Here is a 22,030-nt window from a genome sequence, read left to right on the forward strand (position 1 = left end):
TTCCCTTCGATTAGAGAATTCGTTTAATCGCTTCCGAATAGACATCGGAGTGCTCTCGTCTTCCGACCGACACCACAAAGACAACGACTTTTTCGTCGATGACCTGATATACCAGTCGATAGCCGGATGCTCTGAGCTTGATTTTGTAGCAATCCGGCATTCCGCGAAGTCTGTTTGCTTCGATTCGGGGCGACTCAAGCACTTCCGCTAACTTCTTTTTGAGTTGTTCACGTATCGTCGAGCCCAGCTTTCGCCATTCCTTTAGTGCACGCTCGTCAAAATCCAGGAGATAAGTCATTAGAGGTCATCCAGCTTCACACGCACTGGCTTAGGGTTACGAAGACGCTCTTTAACGATTTCTACCAGCTCAGCATCTTCGTCACTCAACAGAGTCTGTCTAAAAGGCAGACGTTCATTTTCAGCAATATACTCAAGCATAAGACGCAGCGCTTCAGAAGGCGTAACGCCCATTCTCTCCAGCGCGGCATAAGAGCGTGCTTTGAGTTCGTCATCGATGCGCAGATTGATGCTACCCATTTTAAAACCCTTTTTGTAATTACAAACGTCATTACAAGTATTGCACCGCCCTGAAGGGAATACAAGCCAGCAGCCATCAAAGAACGTTGGGTTAACAACCGCCACGCAATCGTTTTCCTTGGCACAATTTAATGCTATTCTCTGTGCCCTCAAAGCAGTGTGTTCCGCACCACAGGAGTTTTAAGACGCATGTCTTCCCGCAATAATCCGGCGCGAGTCGCCATCGTGATGGGGTCCAAAAGCGACTGGGCTACCATGCAGTTTGCCGCCGAAATCTTCGAAATCCTGAATGTTCCACACCACGTTGAAGTGGTCTCCGCGCACCGTACCCCCGATAAACTGTTCAGCTTCGCCGAAGGCGCAGAAGAGAACGGCTATCAGGTAATCATTGCCGGTGCGGGTGGTGCAGCACATCTGCCGGGCATGATTGCCGCCAAAACCCTGGTGCCGGTGCTCGGCGTGCCGGTGCAAAGCGCCGCTCTGAGCGGCGTTGATAGCCTCTACTCTATCGTCCAGATGCCGCGCGGGATCCCGGTCGGTACGCTGGCGATTGGCAAAGCGGGTGCCGCGAACGCCGCCCTGCTGGCCGCACAGATTCTGGCGACGCACGACAAAGAATTGCATCAGCGTCTGGCCGAGTGGCGTAAAGCCCAGACCGACGAGGTGCTGGAGAATCCCGATCCGCGAGGTGACGCATGAAACAGGTTTGCGTCCTCGGAAACGGTCAGTTAGGCCGTATGTTGCGCCAGGCGGGTGAACCGCTGGGCATCAGCGTCTGGCCCGTCGGGCTTGACGCCGAGCCGGAAGCCGTGCCGTTTCAGCAGAGCGTGATCACCGCTGAAATCGAGCGCTGGCCCGAAACTGCCCTCACCCGCGAGCTGGCGCGCCACAACGCCTTCGTCAATCGCGATGTGTTCCCGATTATTGCCGATCGACTGACGCAAAAGCAGCTCTTCGACAAGCTGGGTCTTGCCACCGCGCCGTGGCAACTGCTGGCGGATAAGAGCGAGTGGCCTGCGGTGTTTGAAACCCTCGGCGAGCTGGCGATCGTCAAGCGTCGCACCGGCGGGTACGACGGTCGCGGTCAGTGGCGTCTGCGTGCGAACGATACCGCTGAGCTGCCGGACGAGTGCTACGGCGAGTGTATCGTCGAGCAAGGCATCAATTTTAGCGGCGAAGTGTCGCTGGTCGGCGCGCGCGCGCATGACGGCAGCACGGTGTTTTATCCGCTAACCCATAACCTGCATCAGGACGGTATTCTGCGCACCAGCATGGTGTTCCCGCAGGCGAACGCTGCCCAGCAGGCGCAGGCCGAGGATATGCTCTCGGCGATCATGCACGAGCTGGGTTATGTCGGCGTGATGGCGATGGAGTGTTTTATTACGCCAGCCGGTCAGCTGATCAACGAGCTGGCCCCGCGCGTGCACAACAGCGGCCACTGGACGCAAAACGGCGCCTCCATCAGCCAGTTCGAGCTGCACTTGCGCGCCATCACCGACCTGCCGCTGCCGCAGCCGGTGGTGAACAGCCCGTCGGTGATGATCAACCTTATCGGGACCGATCTGAACTACAACTGGCTGAAACTGCCGCTGGTGCATCTGCACTGGTACGACAAAGAGGTGCGCGAAGGACGCAAAGTCGGCCATCTCAATCTGAACGATGACGATACGGGCCGCCTGAGCGCGACCCTTGAAGCGATGATTCCCCTGCTGCCGCCGGAGTACGCAAGCGGCATCGCCTGGGCGCAAAGCAAACTCAAATAAGTGCTAAATGCCGGGGAGTTGATCTTCCCCTTCCCCGGCTTCATCTGACGCGCGTAAAATCCCACACCATTGCTGTTTTGCACTTTTCAGGATTTTACATGAACGATGGAACGGACTATCGCGCCATTCTCGCCACTGCGACACCCTTAATCGACGTTCGCGCGCCGATCGAATTCGCCCAGGGCGCTATGCCTGCGGCTCTTAATCTCCCCCTGATGACGGACGACGAGCGCGCCGCCGTGGGCACCTGCTACAAACGTCAGGGGCCAGAAGCGGCGCTGGCGCTGGGCCATCGTCTGGTCAACGGCGAGACGCGCGAGCAGCGGATTAACGCCTGGCGCGAGGCTTGTCTGGCCAATCCGAACGGGTATCTCTGCTGCGCGCGCGGCGGGCAGCGCTCGCATATTACGCAGGCGTGGTTAAAAGAGACGGGCATCGATTACCCGCTGATTCCGGGCGGTTACAAAGCCCTGCGTCAGACGGCAATTCAGGCCACCGCCGAGCAGGTGCAAAAACCGATGGTGCTGATTGGCGGCTGTACCGGGAGCGGGAAAACGATACTGGTGAGAGAACACCAACAGGGTATCGATCTGGAAGGGCTGGCGCATCATCGCGGCTCCTCGTTTGGCCGCACGTTGCAGGCCCAGCTGTCGCAGGCCAGCTTTGAAAATCACCTGGCCGTCGAGCTGCTGAAAAAGGACGCCCCGCGCTGGGTGCTGGAGGACGAGGGTCGGATGATTGGCTCGAACCATCTGCCGGAATGCCTGCGCGAACGGATGGTCGACTCCCCCATCGTGGTGGTGGACGATCCCTTTGATGTGCGTCTGGAACGCCTGCGCGAGGAGTATTTCGCGCACATGTGGCAGGAATTTTCTGCCGCCTACGGCGAAGAGGCGGGCTGGCAGGAGTACGCGGAGTATCTTCATCACGGCCTGTTTGCCATTCGCCGTCGCCTGGGGCTGCAGCGCTTTGCAGAACTCACCGCGTTACTGGATTCCGCGCTCATCGAGCAGCAGCGCACAGGACGTACCGAGGCGCACTATTCCTGGCTTGCGCCACTGCTCAATGACTATTACGACCCGATGTATCGCTATCAGCTGGAGAAAAAAGCCGACAAGGTAGTCTTTCGGGGCGAATTTAACACGGTGGCCGCCTGGCTGGCGGCCTGATTCTCTAGCGGCGATCGCGCTTATCGGCGCGTTTCGCCAGCCAGTCGCCCAGTACCTGGACGATCTGCACCAGGACGATCAGCGCGATCACGGTGACGACCATCACCTGGGTTTCATAGCGGTAATAACCGTAGCGGATCGCCAGATCCCCTACCCCACCGCCGCCGACGATCCCCGCCATCGCCGAGTAACCGATCAGGCTGACCAGGGTGATCGTCAAACCGCGCAGCAGCCCGGCACTCGCCTCCGGCAGCAGGACGGTGCAGATGATACGCATCGGGCTCGCGCCAAATGCTTCTGCCGCTTCGATAATCCCTTTATCCACTTCGCGCAACGCGCTATCCACCAGACGGGCGTAAAACGCAATCGCCGCCACGGAAAGCGGAACCGACGCCGCAATCGGGCCGATGGTGTTGCCGAGCAGGAGCTGCGTCAGGGGCAGAAGCAGCACCAGCAGGATCACAAAGGGTACCGAACGAATGATGTTCACCAGCACCGAACTCACCAGGTAAACAAAACGGTTCTGCCAGAACACATGTCGGTCGGTGACAAAAATCAAAAAGCCCAGCGGCAGGCCGCCAATGACCGCCAGTACCGTGGAGATGCTCAGCATCTGGAAAGTTTCGTTAAACGCCAGGCCGAGGTCGGCCACCAAATCATCCACGGATCACCTCCACCTGCGCAGTACGATGACGAATATGTTCAACAGCGGTTTCCACGACGGCAGGATCATCCGCTGTCAGCTGCACCACCAGAATCCCCAGGGCACGCTCGCCGATGTACTCGATTTTGCCGTGCAGAATATTCACCGCCACGCCAAATTTGATCGCCACGTCCGAGAGCACCGGCTGCTCGGCGGAATCGCCGATAAACAGAATTTTCAGCAGTTGTCCCGGCAGGTGCTGCTGCAAACGCTCCGGCAGGGTCAGGTTCAGGGTGTGTGACACCAGCTGCTGCGTGAACGGATGCTGCGGATGGGCAAAGACGTCAAACACTTCGCCCAGCTCCACCACTTCGCCGCCGGACATCACCGCCACGCGATCGCAGATAGATTTGATCACGTTCATCTCATGGGTGATCAGCACGATCGTGATCCCCATCTGCTGGTTGATCTGCTTGAGCAGCGCCAGAATGGTGGCGGAGGTTTCCAGATCCAGCGCAGAGGTCGGTTCATCACAGAGCAGGACGTCAGGATGGTTGGCAATGGCGCGGGCGATACCCACGCGCTGTTTCTGCCCTCCGCTCAGCTGCACCGGATAGCGATTCGCCTTGTCCGTCAGCCCGACGAGGGCGAGGATCTCCGTGACGCGCGGGGCGATTTTACTGCGCTCCCATCCGGCGGCTTTCAGGCTGAACGCCACGTTCTGCGCCACGGTGCGGGTGTGCATCAAATTGAAATGCTGGAAAATCATGCCGATACGCTGGCGGGCTTTGCGCAAATCCACGCCGTCGAGAGCGGAGATCTCCACGCCGTTGACGTTGACGCGGCCCGCGCTTGGGCGCTGGAGGGCGTTCAGGGTGCGCAGCAAGGTGCTTTTCCCCGCGCCGCTGGTGCCGACGATGCCAAAAATCTCACCGGCGGCAATGGTCAGGCTGACGTCGGAGACCGCGCGGGTGGAAGGCCCGCGCCCGGTCTGGAAGTCGACGCATACCTTGTCTAACTCAATCATGACTACCTCAGAAATGCGAAAAGGGCAGACTCAGCTGCCCTGTCAAACCTGCGCGCGATTAGGGTTTTGCCGCTGTCATCCAGTCGGGTTTCTGGAACGCGGTGTAGACGTTTTTCGGGTCGTCAATCACCGCGCGATAGGCCGGAGACTCAACCACCGCCACGATATCTTTGGCGAAAGGTTTATCCGCATCTTCGGTACGTACGGCGATGATATTTTTCAGGTTTTCGTCAAGATGCTCCTGCGCCAGCGCGCTGGAGAGATCCATGCCGGCGGCAATCGCGAAGTTGCCGTTAACCAGCGAAGCGGTCACGCTATCCAGCGTGCGCGGCAGCTGTGCGGCTTCCAGCGGTTTGAATACCAGCCCTTTCGGGTTGCTGGCAATATCACGCTCGGAGGCTTTGGTCGGATCGATGTTCTCTTTGATGGTGATGAGCTTCAGGGACTGCAGGAAACGCAGGCCGCGCGCGAGGTTGGTCGGATCGTTTGAAAGAGTAACGATATCGCCCTTTTTCAGCTCGTCCAGGCTTTTGATCTTGTGAGAATAAAAGCCCATGCCCGCCGTCGGCACGGTGAGTAATTTGGTCAGCTTCAGCCCTTTATCCGCCGTGAACTTGGTGAAATAGAGCGAATGCTGGAACAGGTTGGCGTCGATGCTGCCGTTGGAGAGCGCCATATTCGGCTGTACGTAATCGCTGAATTCGCGCACCACGACTTTGTAGCCCTTCTCTTTAAGCGAAGGGGCGATGGCCTGTTTGACCATGTCGCCGTACGGGCCAGGCGCGACGCCAAACACGATAGTGTGCGGATCGCTGTTAGCGTGGGCAGCCTGCAAACCGCAGACCAGCAGAAGCGCACCGGCAGCGGCGCGAAGCGTGTGACGAATTCCCATGAGATCTCCATTTCAAAGCGGTGTGGCGTTGTGTTGCACCGTGCGATGCGGCGCAGAGTCTGTTTAACATGACACAGATCACAAGCGGCTGTCCTTGAAATTATTTCATGATGTTGCGGAATATGTCGTTGAATGTGCAGGAGATTGGGATATGCGATTTACGGCAAAGGTTAGACAGCAGATGAGGGTTTTGTAGCCCCGGTAAGCGAAGTGCCACCGGGGACCACGCGCTCCGACTTAGAAGTCGTAACGCAGACGCACCAGGTTCATATCACCCAGATCGTCGGTGCTGGAGGTAAACACGTGCTCATAATCCACGCGGAAACCGTAATCCAGCTGGAAGCTCACACCCACGCCGTTGTCGGTGCGCTGGTAGTTGCGGCCATTCACATACTCAATACGATCGCCCATCACATACGGCTGAACAGATTTCAGCGCGTACTGACCGACCGGGATTTTGTAGCCCGCGAAGTACTCAATACCCCAGGCATCACCGGCGAAGTAGTCGTTCACCGACACTTTTTTGGTGGTCATGAAGTTCTGGTACCAGCCGCCGCCTGCGGAGAAGGTCCAGTTGTCCGGGGTCCAGCTCAGCGCTGTACCGAGGATGTTCTGGTCATAAGATTTGCTGTCGCCGTTATCCGGGTTACGCATATCCGCACGGGTGTAGTTCCACGCCGTACCCCAGGTCAGATCGGTGGTCAGGTGGTAATCAATACCCAGTGAGCCGCCACCTTTACGCTTGTAACGCAGGCCGTTACCCGGCAGGTATTCACCGTCTTCGAACAGGTAAGATGCGTAGATGTCAGCATCACCTACGGTTTTCTTATATTTCAGCATTTTGCGTGAACGATAAGAGCCGTCGTAGTCGCCGTTGATGCCGTTACCCGGAGCCTGACCGATCATGTCGTAGTCCCAGATATCGGTTTTCGCGCCGACCACATCGTAGTACACGCTGTTCTGTTGACCGAAGGTCAGCGTACCCCAGGTCGCGCTTTTCAGGCCGGTGTAAAGCATACGGCGAGAAGTATCGTTCGCGCCTTCGGCGTAGTGGTTATCCCAGTCGAACAGCGCCGGAATGTTCACACCCAGCTCGTAGTAGCTGATCCAGCTGATATCATCGAACAGGTAGTAATCTGAGGCGAAACGGAAACGGGTGCCGCCGTCGAAACCGTTACGTTTGTAAGAACCTTTGTCGCCGTCGCCCGTCATCATGTTGAACTGAGGACGAATACTGCCGCCGACGGTGAAGTTAAGACGGCTGAGCGGATCGCCCGCCTGCGGATCTTGCTTCAGTAAAGTGATTTCCGCTTGTGCTGCGAAAGACGCCAGTGCCACTGCCGCGCCGATCGTTACCGCCAGCGCTGTTTTTTTTATGGTCATTATTATTCCTTGATAGACATACTGCTAACTATTTAGCGCAGGGATAATATCTGGAATTAAACGAACCGTGTTGTCGGGTTTTTAATGATTTGTGCTGCTAAATGTGGGGGTATTATCGTTTTGTGCTACTAAAGGATTACGCACCAGTCGATAAACCGGTGCGCAATCATCACAGGAGGGAATTAACTGGCAAACTGACGGAACAGCGCTTTACCTTTTAACAGCCGCGTTCCCAGCCAGCCGCCGCACAGGGAGAGCAGCACCGCGCCCGACACCGGCAGGATCAGCCACAGCCGCCAGTCCGGCTCCCACGGGAAGTCGAACACCTTGGTCTGCAGCACGGCCAGCGCGGTTTCCGCACCTATCGCCGCCACCAGGCCGGAGACCAGCCCGAGCAGCGCAAACTCACACCACAGGGTGGTGCGCAGCAGGGATTTACTCGCCCCGAGCGTGCGATACACCACCAGTTCCTGATGACGCTGACGCATGCCCACCTGCACCTGCGCCAGCAGCAACAGCACGCCGCAGGCGGTCACCAGCACCACCATCACCTCCAGCGCACGGCTGACCTGCTCCAGCACCTGGCCGACCTGTTTCAGGATCGCGCCGATATCCAGCAGGCTCACCGTCGGGAACTCACGGTTCAGCTGCGTCAGCATGCCGTTGCCATTTTCCCAACGGAAGCTGGTCAGCCAGCTTTGCGGCTGACCGTCGAGCGCCCCGGACGGGAAGATAAAGAAGAAGTTCGGGCGCAGGCTTTCCCAGTCCACTTTACGCAGGCTGGTCACTTTGGCGCTAAAGTCCTGGGTGTCGCCGGTGAAGGTCACCGTGTCGCCAAGGCCGACGTTCAGACGCGCCGCCAGCCCCTCCTCCATCGACACTTCACCCACTTTTGGCGGCCAGTCACCTTTGGTGATCGGATTGTGGTCCGGGCGTTTGTCCTGCCAGGTCAGATTCAGCTCGCGGTTCAGGGATTCATCCTGATTCCCTTCCGTCGACTTGCCGTTAATTTGCGTCAGGCGCGCGCGAACGATGGGATAGAACGACTCGGGCACTATCTGATGTTCCGCGAGGAAGCCCTTCAGCGGCGTCACCTGTTCCGGCGCGATGTTGATCAGGAAATAGTTCGGACTTTCCGGTGGAAGCTGCTGCTGCCAGCGGTCGAGCAGATCGCCGCGCAGCACCAGCAGCATCGCCAACAGCATGAAGGAGAGCGAAAACGCCGACAGCTGGCTCAGGGTCGACCACGGCTGACGCAGCAGGCGATTCACCGCCAGACGTACGGGCAGGGATTTCAGCGTCAGCCCTTTCAGCAGGTTCAGCAACATCCAGCCGAGCACGCCGCACAGCAGCGCCAGCACCACGGCACCGGCCAGCACGGCCCACAGGAGCATACTCCCGCCCATCAGCCAGGCGAGCAACATCACCACCACCACGACCACCACCGGCAGATAAAACTTCAGCGGCCAGACGCTGGCGACCACGTCACGGCGCAACACCCGCAGCGGCTGCGTCGCCAGCAGCAGGCGGTACGGACGCAGACCGACCAGCAGAGAAATCACCACCATCGCGCCGATGGCCCACAGCCACGGCCACAGGCTGGCGGGCGGCAGTTCGGCGGGCAGCACCGGTTTCAGCAACACCATCAGCACTTTTTCAAACAGCAGGCCAATCGCCCCGCCGGTGATGGCGGACAGGATCAGCACCATCAGCCACTGGCCGACGATCAGCTTCCGCAGCTGCGCCCTGCCCGCGCCGAGGGTTTTCAGGATCGCCACCAGATCGTAGCGGCTGCGGCAATAGTGCCCCATCGCCACCGCCACGGCAGCGACGGCCAGCAGCATGGTCAGCAGCGCGGAGAGGAGTAAAAACTGCTGCGAACGCTCAAGGGATTTTCCCAGCGCACCGTCGTCCTGCTCCATACCGATCCAGCGATGTTCCGGCTTGAGCTGCGGTTTCAGCCAGTTTTCGTAGGCTTCGAGCTGCGCGGGCGTGCCACCGAATTTGTAGCGCCAGGTGACGCGACTCCCCGGCTGCACGGCCCCGGTTTTTGCCACGTCCGCCGTGTTCATCAGCAGACGCGGTGCCATCTGGAACGGGTTAAAGCCGGAGTCCGGCTCCTGCACCACTTCCCCGGCGATTTTCAGCGTGGCGTCGCCGACGTCAATGCTGTCGCCGGTTTTCAGGTTCAGCAGGGCCATCAGGCGTGGCGCGAGTAACACCGAGCCCGCCGTCGGTTTGAGGCCCGGCGGATTGGTTTGCAGATCGCCGTACATCGGATAGACGTCGTCGACGGCTTTGACGCTCGCCAGCTGCGGCGTGTCGGCGGCAAAGGTCATGGTCTGGAAGCTGAGCTGCTGACCAACTTTCAGCCCCTGCTTACGCGCCTCCTCGATCCACGCCTGGGGTACGTCGCGCGAACTGCTGAGCGTGCGGTCGCCCGCCATAAACTCGCGGCTCTGCTGGCTTAGCCCCTTTTCCATGCGGTCGCTGACGCTGCCGAGCGCCAGCACGCAGGCCACCGCCAGACTCAGCGCCAGCCAGACAATCAGCAGCGACGGCGAGCGCCATTCGCGCCAGAACCAGCGTGCAATCATGCTTCCTCCTGCAACTGCCCGTTGACCAGACGCAGACGGCGGTCGCAGCGGGCCGCCAGCTCAAGGTCGTGCGTGACCAGAATCAGCGTGGTGCCGTGCTCGCGGTTGAGGGAGAAGAGTAAATCGGCAATTTTATCGCCCGTCTGCCGGTCCAGATTGCCGGTCGGTTCATCGGCAAACAGCACCTCCGGGCGACCGTTGAAGGCTCGGGCCAGCGCCACGCGCTGCTGCTCCCCGCCGGACAGCTGCGCCGGGAGGTGGTCCAGACGCTTGCCAAGACCCAGCTGTTCAAGCAGCGCTTTCGCACCGCTGCGGCTCTGGCTGGCATTCTCACCGCGCAGCAGGCCAGGCAGTTCAACGTTTTCCAGCGCGTTGAGCGTCGGAATGAGCATGAAAGACTGAAACACAAAGCCGATATGTTTGGCCCGCAGCGCCGCGCGCGCCTCTTCGTCGAGCTTGTGCAGCGGCTGGCCGACGAGGTTCACCTCGCCGCTGCTGCCATCGTCCAGCCCGGCCAGAATCGCCAGCAGCGTGGACTTACCGGAACCGGATTCACCAATCAGCGCGATGGTTTCAGCGCGTTTGACAACGAGTTCAACTCCGGTGAGGATGGATAACTCGTGCTCACCCTGACCGACGGACTTCTTAAGATGATGAACTGCAACAATGTTTTCCGCTGGCATTTGCCCTTCCTGTTTCTGATTCTGATGACCTTTCGCGCCGCCGCGGCGGACACGTTACTGGTGCTGGGTGACAGCCTGAGTGCGGGCTACCGGATGGCGGCCACTGCCGCCTGGCCTGCGCTGCTCAACGATAAGTGGCAGACCCAAACGCCGGTGCTGAATGCCAGCATCAGCGGGGATACGTCCCAGCAGGGGCTTGCGCGCCTGCCCGCCTTGCTCAAACAACATCAACCGCGCTGGGTGCTGGTCGAACTGGGCGGTAACGACGGTTTACGCGGCTTCCAGCCGCAGCAAACAGAAGAAACCTTACGCAAAATTATTACGGATATTCAGGCGGCCAACGCCCAGCCGCTATTAATGCAAATTCGTCTGCCTGCGAACTACGGACGCCGTTATAATGAGGCCTTTAGCGCCATCTATCCCAAGCTTGCCAAAGAATTCGATATTCCGCTGCTGCCATTTTTCATGGAGGAGGTCTATCTGAAACCGCAATGGATGCAGGATGACGGTATTCACCCCAACCGCGACGCCCAGCCGTTTATCGCCGACTGGATGGCAACGCGACTGGCTCCTCTAGTTAAACATGACTCGTAATACAGCGGAGATCCTGACAGGTAAAGTTATGCAAAAATCGGTCTTAATAACAGGATGTTCCAGCGGAATTGGCCTTGAGAGCGCGCTCGAACTAAAGCGCCAGGGATTTTGGGTATTAGCCGCATGCCGCAAACAAGAAGACGTTGATCGCATGCACAGCAAAGGTTTTCAGGGCGTGCTGCTGGATCTGGACTCGCCGGAAAGCATAGAACGCGCCGCCGCCGAGGTGATCGCCCTGACCGGTAATCGTCTGTACGGCCTGTTTAATAACGCCGGGTTCGGCGTGTACGGCCCGCTGCAAACCATTTCACGCGAGCAGCTTGAGCAGCAATTTTCCACCAACTTTTTTGGCATCCACCAGCTCACCATGGCGCTGCTCCCGGCGATGCTCCCGCACGGCGAAGGGCGCATTGTGATGACCTCCTCGGTGATGGGATTGATCTCCACGCCGGGCCGCGGGGCCTATGCCGCCAGCAAATATGCGCTGGAAGCCTGGTCCGATGCGTTACGCATGGAGCTGCGCCACAGCGGGATTAAGGTCAGCCTGATCGAGCCTGGTCCGATTCGCACCCGTTTCACGGAAAACGTGAATCAAACCCAGTCCGACCATCCGGTTGAAAACCCCGGCATTGCCGCACGATTTACCCTCGGGCCGGAGGCGGTGGTCGCCAAAGTGCGCCATGCTTTTGAAAGCGAACGGCCAAAAATCCGTTATCCGGTCACCCTGGTGACGCACGCCGTGGGCTGGCTTAAGCGCCTGCTGCCGGGCCGGATGATGGATAAAATTTTACGCGGATGAGTTGAAGCCTGGCTCCTCATCCCCCATGTATTTGTCAAATTGATAAAAGAGAATGCCGTATGTCCGTACAGAATATTGTCAACATCACTGAAGCGAACCTGCATCAGACACTTGAAGTGTCGATGACCAAACCCGTGCTGTTCTATTTCTGGTCCGAGCGCAGCCAGCACTGTCTGGAGCTGACGCCGGTGCTGGAGAGCCTCGCGGCGCAGTACAACGGTCAGTTCCTGCTGGCAAAACTGGACTGCGACGCCGAGCAGATGGTGGCGTCTCAGTTTGGCCTGCGCGCCATTCCGACGGTGTATCTGTTCCAGAACGGTCAGCCGGTCGATGGTTTCCAGGGCCCGCAGCCGGAAGAGGCGATCCGCGCCCTGCTCGACAAAGTGCTGCCGCGTGAAGAAGAGTTGAAAGCGCAGCAGGCGCTGGAACTGATTCAGGAAGGCAAGCACGACGAAGCGCTGCCTCTGCTGAAAGAGGCGTGGCAGATGTCGAACCAGGACAGCCAGATTGGTTTGCTGCTGGCGCAGACGCAGATTGAGTTGCATCGTTCAGAAGACGCTGAAGCGGTGCTGAAAACCATTCCATTGCAGGACCAGGATACCCGTTATCAGGGCCTGGTGGCGCAGATTGAACTGCTGAAACAGGCGGCAGATACCCCGGAAATCCAGCAACTGCAGCAGCAGGTGGCGGAGAACCCGGACGATGCGGCGCTGGCCAGCCAGCTGGCGTTACAGCTGCATCAGGTTGGGCGTAACGAAGAGGCGCTGGAGCTGCTGTTCAGCCATCTGAAAAAGGATCTGGCTGCCGCCGACGGTCAGGCGCGCAAGATGTTCCAGGAGATCCTCGCGGCGCTGGGCACAGGCGATGCGCTGGCGTCGAAGTATCGTCGTCAGCTTTACGCGTTGTTGTATTAATCCCACGCGATGCACCCGTAGGCCGGGCAAACGCAGTGCCGCCCGGCAAAAATGCCCGGTGGCGCTGCGCTTACCGGGCCTACGAAACCGCGAAAAACCTTCACCTCACCCCGTTTTCTTCAACTGTGTCACCACCAGCTGATGCCGCGAGTTGTAAAACTTCCGATAGGTTAAATAGCAGGCAATAATGGTCGACAGGCTGGCGGTCGAAAGCAGCATAAAGGTCACCATAATCTGATACTTAATCGCTTTCACCGGGTCGATACCGGCGAAAATCAGCCCGGACATCATCCCCGGCAAACTCACCAGCCCGACCGTTTTCGCTGAATCCACCGTTGGAATCAGCGAGGATCGAATACTCTCGCGGATCAGCCGCGCTGACGCCGTTTTCGGCGTGGCTCCCAGGCTCAGCTTCTCCTGGATCTGATGCTGCTCGCTGCTAAACCGCTGGCCGAGATTGTTGTAGCACAGCCCCACCGCCACCATCGCGTTCCCCGCAATCATCCCCGAGATGGGAATCACCTGCATTGGCGCAAATTCGATCGAGCCCGAGAGGACCAGCACCGTCAGCGTCAGCGCCGTGCCCGTGGTAATCGCGATAAACGAAGAGATAAAGGCTTTGTCGATGTATTTACTGCGCTTTTGCGCATTCCACGCCGCGTTGAAGCAGATAAACAGCACCATCAGCAGCGTCAGCACCGCGTGGTTGACGTTGAAAATGTACTTCAGCACATAGCCGACGATAATCAGCTGGATCACCGCGCGGCAAATGCTCCACACGATGTCCTTTTCCAGACCGAGCTTTTCCCGGTGGCTGACCAGGATCGCCACCAGCACCAGCACCATCGAAAGGGCCAGCGATTCGTTAGTAATATTATGCTCGTTCACGGTTTGCCTCCTGCATCTTCCCGCCGTGTGCCTGAAGGGTGATCACTTCGTCGGCATGGGCAATCTCACCCGCGTCGTGCGTCACCCACAGCACCGCAATGTTGTTCTCTTTGGCATGGCGATGAATGATCTCATTCACGTTGCGCTTGTTGCTCTCATCCAGCGCACTGGTCACTTCATCGAGCAGCAAAATTTTCGGCAGAAATTGCAGATTACGAATCAGCGAGACGCGCTGTTTTTCGCCGCCGGAAAGTTCGTTTACGGACTTAGTCAAGGTTTCCTCTGGCAGATTAAAACGCGCCAGATCGGTGATGAATTTTTCCGGTTCCGGCGCTTTATCGCGGATCTGCCAGGGGAAGATCAGATTGTCGTAAACCGTCTCACCAAACAGGGAAGGCGTCTGCACGCAGTACGAGACCTGCTGGCGGTAGCTCTCAGGTGAAAGCGTCGCGATATCCTTGTCTTCAAAGAAAATGTTCCCTTCGGTCGGGCTGAGCAACGAGGCAATGATCTTCAACAAGGTGCTCTTTCCGCAGCCCGACGGCCCGGTAATGAGCCTGAATTCGCCAGGCTGTACGCGAAAATTAATCCCCTGCAATATCGTGGTTTCGCCCACGCGAAAACCGACGTTCCTGAGTTCCAGAAGCGCGTGATTATCCTTCATATCATTTCCCATTTTTTCATTCTGCTTCGTCTCAATATTGTAAACAGGTTAATGGATTAGAGGCGAACTTCCCTTCAATAGTCGATATACTTAAGTTCAACAAACGAGCAATTTTTGTGATTACACGGAATGCAGAACAGGAGGTTTTTTCATGTTGATCGTTATCCCTATCCTTATTTTTGTGGTGCTGGTGATCGTCGGCGCAGGCGTGAAGATCGTGCCACAGGGCTATCAGTGGACGGTCGAACGCTTCGGTCGTTACACCAACACCCTCCAGCCAGGCCTGAACCTCATCGTTCCGTTCATGGACCGCATCGGGCGTAAAATCAACATGATGGAACAGGTGCTGGATATCCCTTCCCAGGAGATCATCTCGCGCGATAACGCCAATGTCACCATCGATGCCGTCTGCTTTATTCAGGTGATCGACGCGCCAAAAGCCGCCTATGAGGTGAGCAATCTTGAACTGGCGATCATCAACCTGACGATGACCAACATCCGTACCGTACTCGGCTCGATGGAGCTGGATGAAATGCTCTCTCAGCGCGACAACATCAACACCCGCCTGCTGCATATCGTCGATGAAGCCACCAATCCGTGGGGAATTAAAGTCACCCGTATTGAAATCCGCGACGTGCGCCCACCGGCAGAGCTGATTTCGTCGATGAACGCCCAGATGAAAGCCGAGCGAACCAAGCGCGCGTACATCCTTGAGGCCGAAGGGGTGCGTCAGGCAGAGATCCTGAAAGCCGAAGGGGAAAAACAATCCCAGATCCTGAAAGCAGAAGGTGAACGCCAGTCGGCCTTCCTGCAGGCAGAAGCCCGTGAACGTTCCGCCGAAGCAGAAGCGCGAGCCACGCAGATGGTGTCGGAAGCCATCGCGGCCGGTGATATCCAGGCGATTAACTACTTTGTGGCGCAGAAATATACCGATGCGCTGCAGAAAATTGGCTCGGCCAATAACAGCAAAGTCGTCATGATGCCGCTGGAAGCCAGCAGCCTGATGGGCTCTATCGCCGGGATCGCGGAGCTTATCAAGGACAGCGGAGATGAGCGCAAAAAATGATTGAGATGATTGCAGCACACCCTCATGTTTTCTGGCTCAGCCTCGGCGGGCTGCTGCTGGCGGCTGAGATGCTGGGCGGCAACGGGTATCTGCTCTGGAGCGGCGTCGCGGCTGTCATCACCGGGCTGTTGGTCTGGGTCACGCCGTTCGGCTGGGAGTGGCAAGGTGCCCTCTTCGCCGCGCTGACGCTGATCGCCGCCTGGCTGTGGTATCAATGGCTGTCACGCCAGGTGCGCAGGCAAAAACCGGCTGATGGCGCACTCAACAGGCGCGGACAGCAGTTGGTCGGCCAGCGCTATACGCTGGATACCACGCTCATCAACGGGCGCGGGCACGTCCGCGTCGGGGACAGCACCTGGCCGGTGGTGGCCGATGAGGATCTCGTGGCGGGGACACGCATCGAAGTCATCGCGGTCGAAGGGATTACGCTGCGGGTAAAAGCCAGCTAAACGCTGGCCTTACGATGACAGCAGCCGGAGAGATTATCGATAATCGGACAGTCGGCGCTGTCATCCCCAGGGCAAGATTCCGCAAGCGACAGCAGCTGGTCGCGCATCGCCTGGAGCTCCACGATATGGCGCTCAATCTCCGCCACCTTTTCCAGTGTGCGTTTTTTGACATCGGCGCTGTGCCGTTTGGGATCGTTGAACAGATGGACCAGCTCGCCGCACTCTTCGAGGTTAAACCCGACCTGGCGCGCCTGACGCAGTAGCGTGAGTTCATCGAGGTGCAGCTGAGTGTAACTCCGGTAGCCGTTTTCACTGCGCAGCGGCGCCGTCACCAGCCCCTTCTCCTCATAAAAACGAATCGCTTTGCTGGTTAACCCGGTTTTTTTCGCCACATCACTGATATTCACATTTCCCCCTTGACCTTCCCCTTGATGGAAGGTTTAACCTTCATAACAGTCAGCTAAACACATTATGTTGGTCAATCGTTGACCGGATAATCATACAGGAGTTTTGCTATGTCTCACACAATCAACCTGACCCTGGATGGCCTCTCCTGCGGTCATTGCGTCAAACGCGTGAAAGAAAGCCTCGAACAACGTCCTGACGTTGAACGTGCCGATGTGACCGTCGAAAGCGCCGTCGTCACGGGCAGCGCCAGCGCTGAAGCGCTGATCGATACCGTAAAACAAGCCGGTTATGGGGCGGAGCTCAGCCACCCAAAGGCTAAACCGCTGACAGAGTCATCAATCCCGTCGGAAGCACTGACAGCGGCGACCCCTGAGCTTCCGGCAGCCCATGACATTGACGACAGCCAACAGCTGCTGATCAACGGCATGAGCTGCGCCAGCTGCGTCTCTCGCGTACAAAATGCGTTGCAGGCCGTACCGGGCGTCTCACAGGCGCGGGTGAATCTGGCGGAACGCACGGCGCTGATTATGGGCAGTGCGTCCGCCGCAGAATTAGTACAGGCGGTGGAAAAAGCAGGCTACGGCGCGGAGGCCATCGAAGATGATGTGAAACGCCGTGAACGCCAGCAAGAGACCGCCATCGCCACCATGAAACGCTTCCGCTGGCAGGCGATTGTTGCCCTGCTGGTCGGTATTCCGGTGATGGTGTGGGGCATGCTCGGCGACAACATGATGGTCACCGACGACAACCGCACGCTGTGGCTGGTGATTGGTGTCATCACGCTGGGCGTAATGGTCTTCGCGGGTGGACATTTCTACATCAGCGCCTGGAAGAGCCTGAAAAATCGCACTGCGACCATGGATACGCTTGTCGCCCTCGGCACCGGCGCGGCGTGGCTCTATTCGATGAGCGTAAACGTCTGGCCCCAGTGGTTCCCGATGGAAGCGCGGCATCTTTATTACGAAGCAAGCGCGATGATTATTGGTCTGATCAACTTAGGCCATATGCTCGAAGCCCGCGCCCGCCAGCGTTCATCCAAAGCGCTGGAGCGACTGCTCGATCTCACCCCGCCGTCAGCCCGCGTGGTGACGGATGAAGGCGAAATCAGCCTGCCGCTCGCCGAGGTGCAGCCGGGCATGACGCTGCGCTTAACCACCGGCGATCGCGTCCCGGTCGACGGTGAAATCACGCAAGGTGAAGCCTGGCTGGATGAAGCCATGCTGACGGGCGAACCCGTGCCACAGCAAAAATCCGCCGGTGATGCCGTTCACGCCGGGACGGTGGTGCAGGACGGCAGCGTGCTGTTCCGCGCCAGTGCGGTCGGCAGCCACACGACGCTGTCGCGCATCATCCGCATGGTGCGCCAGGCGCAGAGCAGCAAGCCCGAGATCGGCCAGCTTGCTGATAAAATTTCCGCCATTTTTGTGCCGGTCGTGGTGGGTATCGCCCTGTTCAGCGCTGCCATCTGGTACTTCTTCGGCCCGGCGCCACAGATTGTCTATACCCTGGTGATTGCGACCACGGTGCTGATCATCGCCTGTCCGTGTGCCTTAGGGCTGGCGACGCCGATGTCGATCATTTCTGGCGTAGGTCGCGCGGCTGAATTTGGTGTGTTGGTTCGCGACGCCGATGCCCTCCAGCGTGCCAGCACGCTGGATACGCTGGTGTTTGATAAAACCGGTACCCTGACCGAAGGGAAACCGCAGGTGGTGGCGGTGAAAACCGTCGCACTTTTGCAAGAGGAAGCCCTACGTCTCGCGGCGGCGCTGGAACAAGGCTCCAGCCATCCGCTCGCCAGAGCGATTCTTGAGAAAGCGGATAGCACCAGCTTGCCGCAGGTGAATAACTTCCGCACCCTGCGCGGTCTGGGGGTCAGCGGTGAGGTGGATGGACAAACGTTGCTGCTCGGTAACAAAGCGCTGCTCACCGAGAACGGAATTGATACCAGCGCGCTGGATGATGAATTAACCGCACAGGCTTCCCAGGGGGCCACGCCGGTGCTGCTGGCCGTCGATGGCAACGCGGCGGCGCTGTTCGCCATTCGCGATCCGCTGCGCGCCGACAGCGTAGCCGCGCTGAAACGGCTGCATCAGGCGGGCTATCGCCTGGTGATGTTGACTGGCGATAACCCGACCACCGCCAATGCCATTGCGAAGGAAGCGGGTATCGACGAAGTGATCGCGGGCGTGCTGCCCGATGGCAAAGTCGATGCGATTATTAAACTGCAAAGCCAGGGCCGCCAGGTGGCGATGGTGGGTGACGGCATTAACGATGCGCCCGCGCTGGCACAGGCGGATGTCGGGATTGCGATGGGCGGCGGGAGCGATGTGGCGATTGAGACCGCGGCGATTACACTGATGCGTCACAGCCTGATGGGCGTGGCCGATGCGCTGGCGATCTCGAAAGCGACGCTGCGCAACATGAAGCAAAACCTGCTTGGGGCGTTTATCTATAACTCGCTGGGTATTCCGATTGCCGCGGGGATCCTGTGGCCGCTGACCGGGACTCTGCTTAACCCTGTGGTTGCGGGGGCTGCGATGGCGCTGTCGTCCATTACCGTAGTGAGTAACGCCAACCGGTTGTTGCGCTTTAAACCAAAAGAGTAATCTGACCTTGTAGGCCGGGTAAGGCGAAGCCGCCACCCGGCATTTTTTGCCTGATGGCGGCTTCGCCTTATCAGGCCTACAAATGCATCAGTTGCACCTTCAATCCCCACGCGCTAGCATGAACTTTTCCATGAATGGAGCGCGTATGAGTCTGTTTCGTCGTATAAAAACCACCTTTCGCGCTCTGTTTCCCCGCCGCTATCCCTGGCCGGGGCTGGATATTTCTCTGCCGGGCGGTCAGCATCTGCATCTGGTCGGCAGCATCCATATGGGCACGCGCGATATGTCGCCGCTGCCTCCTGCCTTGCTCCAGCTGTTGCGCAAAGCTGATGCGCTGGTCGTTGAAGCGGATATTTCCGGCAGCGAATCCCCCTTTGCGAACCTTGATATTCCCCCTCCGCTGAGCGAGCGCCTCAACGAATCTCAGCTTGCCGAGCTTGAGCGTGTGGCCGATGAGCTGGGGCTCTCCCTTTCCATGCTGGAAACCCAGCCCCTGTGGCAAATCGCGATGGTATTGCAGGCCACGCAGGCCCAGCGTCTCGGTTTGCGCGGGGAGTTCGGTATCGACTACCAGTTGCTGAACGCGGCTCGCGCGCGCCATCTTGCCATTATCGAACTGGAGGGCGCAGACAGTCAGGTTGCCCTTTTGCGCCAGCTCCCCGAGGACGGTCTGCTGCTGCTGGATGACACCCTCACCCACTGGCACACCAACGCGCGTCTGTTGCAGATGATGATCGGCTGGTGGCTTGATACGCCGCCCGCCAACGGCAAGCTGGAGCTGCCCTCGACCTTTAGCGAATCGCTGTACGATGTATTAATGCATGAGCGCAATCAGGCCTGGCGAGAAACCTTACACAGACTGCCTGCTGGCCGTTACGTGGTGGCTGTGGGAGCGTTGCATCTGTACGGGGAAGGGAATTTGCCGTCACTGTTGAAATAAAAAAAATGGCCAATATTTCTATTGGCCCGTCAAAGAGGAATTTCATCGTTATTATTATGCCGAAGGAGACCTTCGGTCAGAGCCGATTGTCGCTCAAAGTAACCATCACTGCCAATACTATTGCGCAAGATGGTGCTATTTTTTAGACAACTGTCAGGCGTATGCTCTGCGTGTAAATTGTCTGTGGTAAGAAGGATCATTATGACTCCCGCCGTTAAATTACTCGAAAAAAATAAAATATTCTTCCGGATCCATACCTACGATCACGACCCTGGCGAAACCAACTTTGGCGACGAAGTGGTCCGTAAACTCGGCCTGAACGCCGATCAGGTCTATAAAACTCTGCTGGTCGCGGTGAACGGGGATATGAAGCACCTGGCCGTGGCGGTGACGCCTGTGGCCGGTCAGCTGGATTTGAAGAAAGTCGCCAAAGCGCTGGGCGCGAAAAAGGTCGATATGGCAGACCCGATGGTTGCGCAACGCACGACGGGCTATCTGGTGGGCGGGATTAGCCCGCTCGGGCAGAAAAAACGCCTGCCAACGCTGATTGACGCGCCGTCGCAGACCTTTGACACCATCTACATTTCCGGCGGTAAGCGCGGGCTGGATATTGAGCTGGCGGCGGACGATCTGGCGAAAATGCTGGATGCGAAATTCGCGGATATTGCGCGCCGGGATTAAATAAAGCCGGGTGGCGGCTACGCCTTACCCGGCCTACGTTCGAACTTGTAGGCCCGGTAAGCGAAGGGTATGAACCGGAAACATGGGTAACACTTTAGACCGGATACATGGGTAACAGTTATAACTGGCATAGAAGAGGAGACTCACTATGCCCTGGACTGAGACCCGACCTATGCAACGCCTTGAATTTATCCGTGCCTGCCATGCAGGCGCGGACTCCTTTTCTGCCCTTTGCCGTCTCTTCGGCATCAGCCGCAAAACCGGCTACAAGTGGCTTCAGCGCTTTGAACCTTCTGACCCTTCCTCGCTCTTTGACCGCTCGCGGGCACCCCACTCCTCGTCCCGCTCTGTCCCGGATGACATCGCCGGTTATCTGACGGCATTACGGCAAAAACATCCGGACTGGGGGCCTAAAAAACTGCGGATGTGGTGTCTCAATCACGCTGTCGATTTTACCGTGCCCGCGGCCAGCACCATCGGCGATATCCTCAAACGCGAGGGCCTCGTACCGGATAAAAAACGTAAGCGCAGGACACCGGGAAATCGTCAGCCGCTGACCAGGGTCAGTGAAAACAATCAGGTCTGGAGCGCTGATTTTAAAGGCAAGTTCAGACTGCTGAGCAGGGAGTATTGCCATCCCTTCACCCTGACCGATAACCACAGCCGGTACCTCCTGAGCTGTCGCGGAACAGACCGGGAGAGCGAGCCGTTCGTTCGACAGTGCCTGACGGAGGCGTTCCTGGAATACGGGCTCCCGGATGTGCTCAGAACCGACAACGGCCAGCCGTTCGCCGGGACGGGTATCGCCGGATTAAGCCGTCTTGCGGTCTGGCTGATAAAGCTGGGTGTCAGGCCGGAGCGTATCCGGCTGGGCCATCCGGAGGAGAACGGACGTCATGAACGTATGCACCGTTCGCTGAAGAGCGCCCTGCGGCATGGCAATACCTTCATGACGATGGAAGAGCAGCAGCGCTGGTTCAGCCATTACCGGGAGGAGTTTAACCACGAAAGGCCGCATGAAGCCCTGGCGGGCGCAACGCCCGGAACGGTGTGGCAACCCTCAGGCCGGCAGTGGGATGGCAGGGTTCCTGAATACGCTTATCCGACAGGGGGTATGGTCTACAGAGTAAAATCGAGGGGCACACTGTATATGGGTAAAAAGGGGACGGTGTTCCTGAGTGAAGCCCTGACAGGCGAATGCATTATGCTGCAGGAACAGGATGATGGCCTGGAGGCCATCATCTTTAATGGAATAACGCTTGCGTACTACGACCGAAAAACCGAGAGTGTGGTCCGGATAGACTAGAAAGTGTTACCTATGTTCCCG

The 22,030-nt window shown here is 58.2% G+C and carries 23 protein-coding genes; 12 read left to right on the plus strand and 11 right to left on the minus strand.

Annotation, left to right across the window (positions count from 1 at the left end):
- Positions 1 to 10 precede the first annotated feature (10 nt).
- Together AC3WS9_RS16330 and AC3WS9_RS16335 are read right to left on the minus strand one after the other, a co-directional pair.
- On the minus strand, positions 11 to 298 hold the full coding sequence (locus tag AC3WS9_RS16330; protein ID WP_324723777.1) for a type II toxin-antitoxin system RelE family toxin: 288 nt from the start codon (positions 296 to 298) through the stop codon (positions 11 to 13).
- Complete coding sequence (locus AC3WS9_RS16335) at positions 298 to 537, minus strand: type II toxin-antitoxin system RelB/DinJ family antitoxin (RefSeq protein ID WP_324723775.1); 240 nt, start codon at positions 535 to 537, stop codon at positions 298 to 300. The genes AC3WS9_RS16330 and AC3WS9_RS16335 overlap by 1 nt, the downstream gene beginning before the upstream one ends.
- A 189-nt stretch (positions 538 to 726) precedes the next feature.
- Here AC3WS9_RS16335 and purE point away from each other — a divergent pair, with 189 nt between their 5' ends.
- From purE to mnmH, 3 genes are all read left to right on the plus strand, one after another.
- Positions 727 to 1,236, plus strand: a complete 510-nt coding sequence (gene purE / locus AC3WS9_RS16340; RefSeq protein WP_282492546.1) for a 5-(carboxyamino)imidazole ribonucleotide mutase — start codon at positions 727 to 729, stop codon at positions 1,234 to 1,236.
- Entirely contained in the window at positions 1,233 to 2,300 is a 1,068-nt protein-coding gene (gene purK / locus AC3WS9_RS16345) for a 5-(carboxyamino)imidazole ribonucleotide synthase (protein WP_492489357.1), read from the plus strand. Before purE ends, purK begins: the two co-directional genes overlap by 4 nt.
- A 98-nt stretch (positions 2,301 to 2,398) precedes the next feature.
- The gene (mnmH, locus tag AC3WS9_RS16350) at positions 2,399 to 3,469 is read left to right on the plus strand and encodes a tRNA 2-selenouridine(34) synthase MnmH (protein ID WP_492489359.1); all 1,071 of its coding nucleotides are present in this window, start codon (positions 2,399 to 2,401) and stop codon (positions 3,467 to 3,469) included.
- 4 nt (positions 3,470 to 3,473) lie between these two features.
- Here the strand turns inward: mnmH and AC3WS9_RS16355 are convergent, their stop codons facing one another.
- From AC3WS9_RS16355 to ybbA, 6 genes are all read right to left on the minus strand, one after another.
- A complete protein-coding gene (locus tag AC3WS9_RS16355; protein WP_492489361.1) occupies positions 3,474 to 4,133 on the minus strand; it encodes a methionine ABC transporter permease in 660 nt (219 codons plus the stop codon).
- Positions 4,126 to 5,139 (minus strand): virulence-associated ABC transporter ATP-binding protein SfbB, encoded by a 1,014-nt coding sequence (gene sfbB / locus AC3WS9_RS16360; RefSeq protein ID WP_285150514.1) that lies wholly within the window; start codon positions 5,137 to 5,139, stop codon positions 4,126 to 4,128. The genes AC3WS9_RS16355 and sfbB overlap by 8 nt, the downstream gene beginning before the upstream one ends.
- 58 nt (positions 5,140 to 5,197) lie before the next feature.
- Positions 5,198 to 6,031, minus strand: coding sequence for a MetQ/NlpA family ABC transporter substrate-binding protein (locus AC3WS9_RS16365; RefSeq protein ID WP_282492568.1), 834 nt, complete (start codon positions 6,029 to 6,031; stop codon positions 5,198 to 5,200).
- A 237-nt stretch (positions 6,032 to 6,268) separates the two neighbouring features.
- Positions 6,269 to 7,420, minus strand: coding sequence for a porin (locus AC3WS9_RS16370; protein ID WP_285158359.1), 1,152 nt, complete (start codon positions 7,418 to 7,420; stop codon positions 6,269 to 6,271).
- Between the two features lie 176 nt (positions 7,421 to 7,596).
- The gene (gene ybbP / locus AC3WS9_RS16375; RefSeq protein WP_492489364.1) at positions 7,597 to 10,011 is read right to left on the minus strand and encodes a putative ABC transporter permease subunit YbbP; all 2,415 of its coding nucleotides are present in this window, start codon (positions 10,009 to 10,011) and stop codon (positions 7,597 to 7,599) included.
- Positions 10,008 to 10,694: a putative ABC transporter ATP-binding protein YbbA gene (gene ybbA, locus AC3WS9_RS16380; protein WP_285146743.1), complete on the minus strand. Its 687-nt coding sequence runs from the start codon at positions 10,692 to 10,694 to the stop codon at positions 10,008 to 10,010. The genes ybbP and ybbA overlap by 4 nt, the downstream gene beginning before the upstream one ends.
- On the opposite strand from ybbA, the gene tesA reads away from it, so the two are divergent.
- Genes tesA through AC3WS9_RS16395 form a run of 3 tightly spaced genes read left to right on the plus strand, consistent with a single transcriptional unit; the run spans position 10,662 to position 13,001 of the window.
- Complete coding sequence (gene tesA / locus AC3WS9_RS16385) at positions 10,662 to 11,288, plus strand: multifunctional acyl-CoA thioesterase I/protease I/lysophospholipase L1 (protein WP_100780759.1); 627 nt, start codon at positions 10,662 to 10,664, stop codon at positions 11,286 to 11,288. The two genes, ybbA and tesA, sit on opposite strands and share 33 nt — an antisense overlap.
- The gene (locus AC3WS9_RS16390) at positions 11,278 to 12,087 is read left to right on the plus strand and encodes an SDR family oxidoreductase (protein WP_285146744.1); all 810 of its coding nucleotides are present in this window, start codon (positions 11,278 to 11,280) and stop codon (positions 12,085 to 12,087) included. The genes tesA and AC3WS9_RS16390 overlap by 11 nt, the downstream gene beginning before the upstream one ends.
- 59 nt (positions 12,088 to 12,146) lie before the next feature.
- Positions 12,147 to 13,001 carry a co-chaperone YbbN gene (locus AC3WS9_RS16395; RefSeq protein WP_285146745.1) on the plus strand — a complete coding sequence of 285 codons (855 nt, stop codon included), beginning with the start codon at positions 12,147 to 12,149 and terminating at the stop codon, positions 12,999 to 13,001.
- A gap of 105 nt (positions 13,002 to 13,106) precedes the next feature.
- Here the strand turns inward: AC3WS9_RS16395 and fetB are convergent, their stop codons facing one another.
- Together fetB and fetA are read right to left on the minus strand one after the other, a co-directional pair.
- On the minus strand, positions 13,107 to 13,889 hold the full coding sequence (gene fetB / locus AC3WS9_RS16400) for an iron efflux ABC transporter permease subunit FetB (RefSeq protein WP_492489367.1): 783 nt from the start codon (positions 13,887 to 13,889) through the stop codon (positions 13,107 to 13,109).
- Positions 13,876 to 14,553, minus strand: a complete 678-nt coding sequence (gene fetA, locus AC3WS9_RS16405; protein ID WP_492489369.1) for an iron efflux ABC transporter ATP-binding subunit FetA — start codon at positions 14,551 to 14,553, stop codon at positions 13,876 to 13,878. The genes fetB and fetA overlap by 14 nt, the downstream gene beginning before the upstream one ends.
- A 151-nt stretch (positions 14,554 to 14,704) precedes the next feature.
- Here fetA and AC3WS9_RS16410 point away from each other — a divergent pair, with 151 nt between their 5' ends.
- Both AC3WS9_RS16410 and AC3WS9_RS16415 read left to right on the plus strand, forming a co-directional pair.
- A complete protein-coding gene (locus AC3WS9_RS16410) occupies positions 14,705 to 15,619 on the plus strand; it encodes an SPFH domain-containing protein (RefSeq protein ID WP_282492575.1) in 915 nt (304 codons plus the stop codon).
- Positions 15,616 to 16,068 (plus strand): NfeD family protein, encoded by a 453-nt coding sequence (locus AC3WS9_RS16415; protein WP_492489371.1) that lies wholly within the window; start codon positions 15,616 to 15,618, stop codon positions 16,066 to 16,068. Before AC3WS9_RS16410 ends, AC3WS9_RS16415 begins: the two co-directional genes overlap by 4 nt.
- Here the strand turns inward: AC3WS9_RS16415 and cueR are convergent.
- Positions 16,065 to 16,475 carry a Cu(I)-responsive transcriptional regulator gene (gene cueR, locus AC3WS9_RS16420; RefSeq protein ID WP_282492577.1) on the minus strand — a complete coding sequence of 137 codons (411 nt, stop codon included), beginning with the start codon at positions 16,473 to 16,475 and terminating at the stop codon, positions 16,065 to 16,067. The genes AC3WS9_RS16415 and cueR overlap by 4 nt on opposite strands.
- 108 nt (positions 16,476 to 16,583) lie before the next feature.
- Between cueR and copA the strand changes: the two genes are divergently transcribed.
- The 4 genes from copA to AC3WS9_RS16440 all read left to right on the plus strand — a co-directional run bounded on the left by copA (position 16,584) and on the right by AC3WS9_RS16440 (position 22,009).
- Complete coding sequence (gene copA / locus AC3WS9_RS16425) at positions 16,584 to 19,082, plus strand: copper-exporting P-type ATPase CopA (RefSeq protein WP_492489374.1); 2,499 nt, start codon at positions 16,584 to 16,586, stop codon at positions 19,080 to 19,082.
- A gap of 145 nt (positions 19,083 to 19,227) precedes the next feature.
- Positions 19,228 to 20,022 carry a TraB/GumN family protein gene (locus AC3WS9_RS16430; RefSeq protein WP_285150538.1) on the plus strand — a complete coding sequence of 265 codons (795 nt, stop codon included), beginning with the start codon at positions 19,228 to 19,230 and terminating at the stop codon, positions 20,020 to 20,022.
- A 201-nt stretch (positions 20,023 to 20,223) separates the two neighbouring features.
- Positions 20,224 to 20,703: a Cys-tRNA(Pro)/Cys-tRNA(Cys) deacylase YbaK gene (ybaK, locus tag AC3WS9_RS16435; protein ID WP_492489376.1), complete on the plus strand. Its 480-nt coding sequence runs from the start codon at positions 20,224 to 20,226 to the stop codon at positions 20,701 to 20,703.
- Positions 20,704 to 20,851: 148 nt separating this feature from the next.
- Positions 20,852 to 22,009 (plus strand): DDE-type integrase/transposase/recombinase, encoded by a 1,158-nt coding sequence (locus AC3WS9_RS16440; RefSeq protein ID WP_492487627.1) that lies wholly within the window; start codon positions 20,852 to 20,854, stop codon positions 22,007 to 22,009.
- The last annotated feature ends 21 nt before the right edge of the window (positions 22,010 to 22,030 follow it).

The organism is Lelliottia sp. EB106-05-01-XG201, assembly GCF_058791735.1.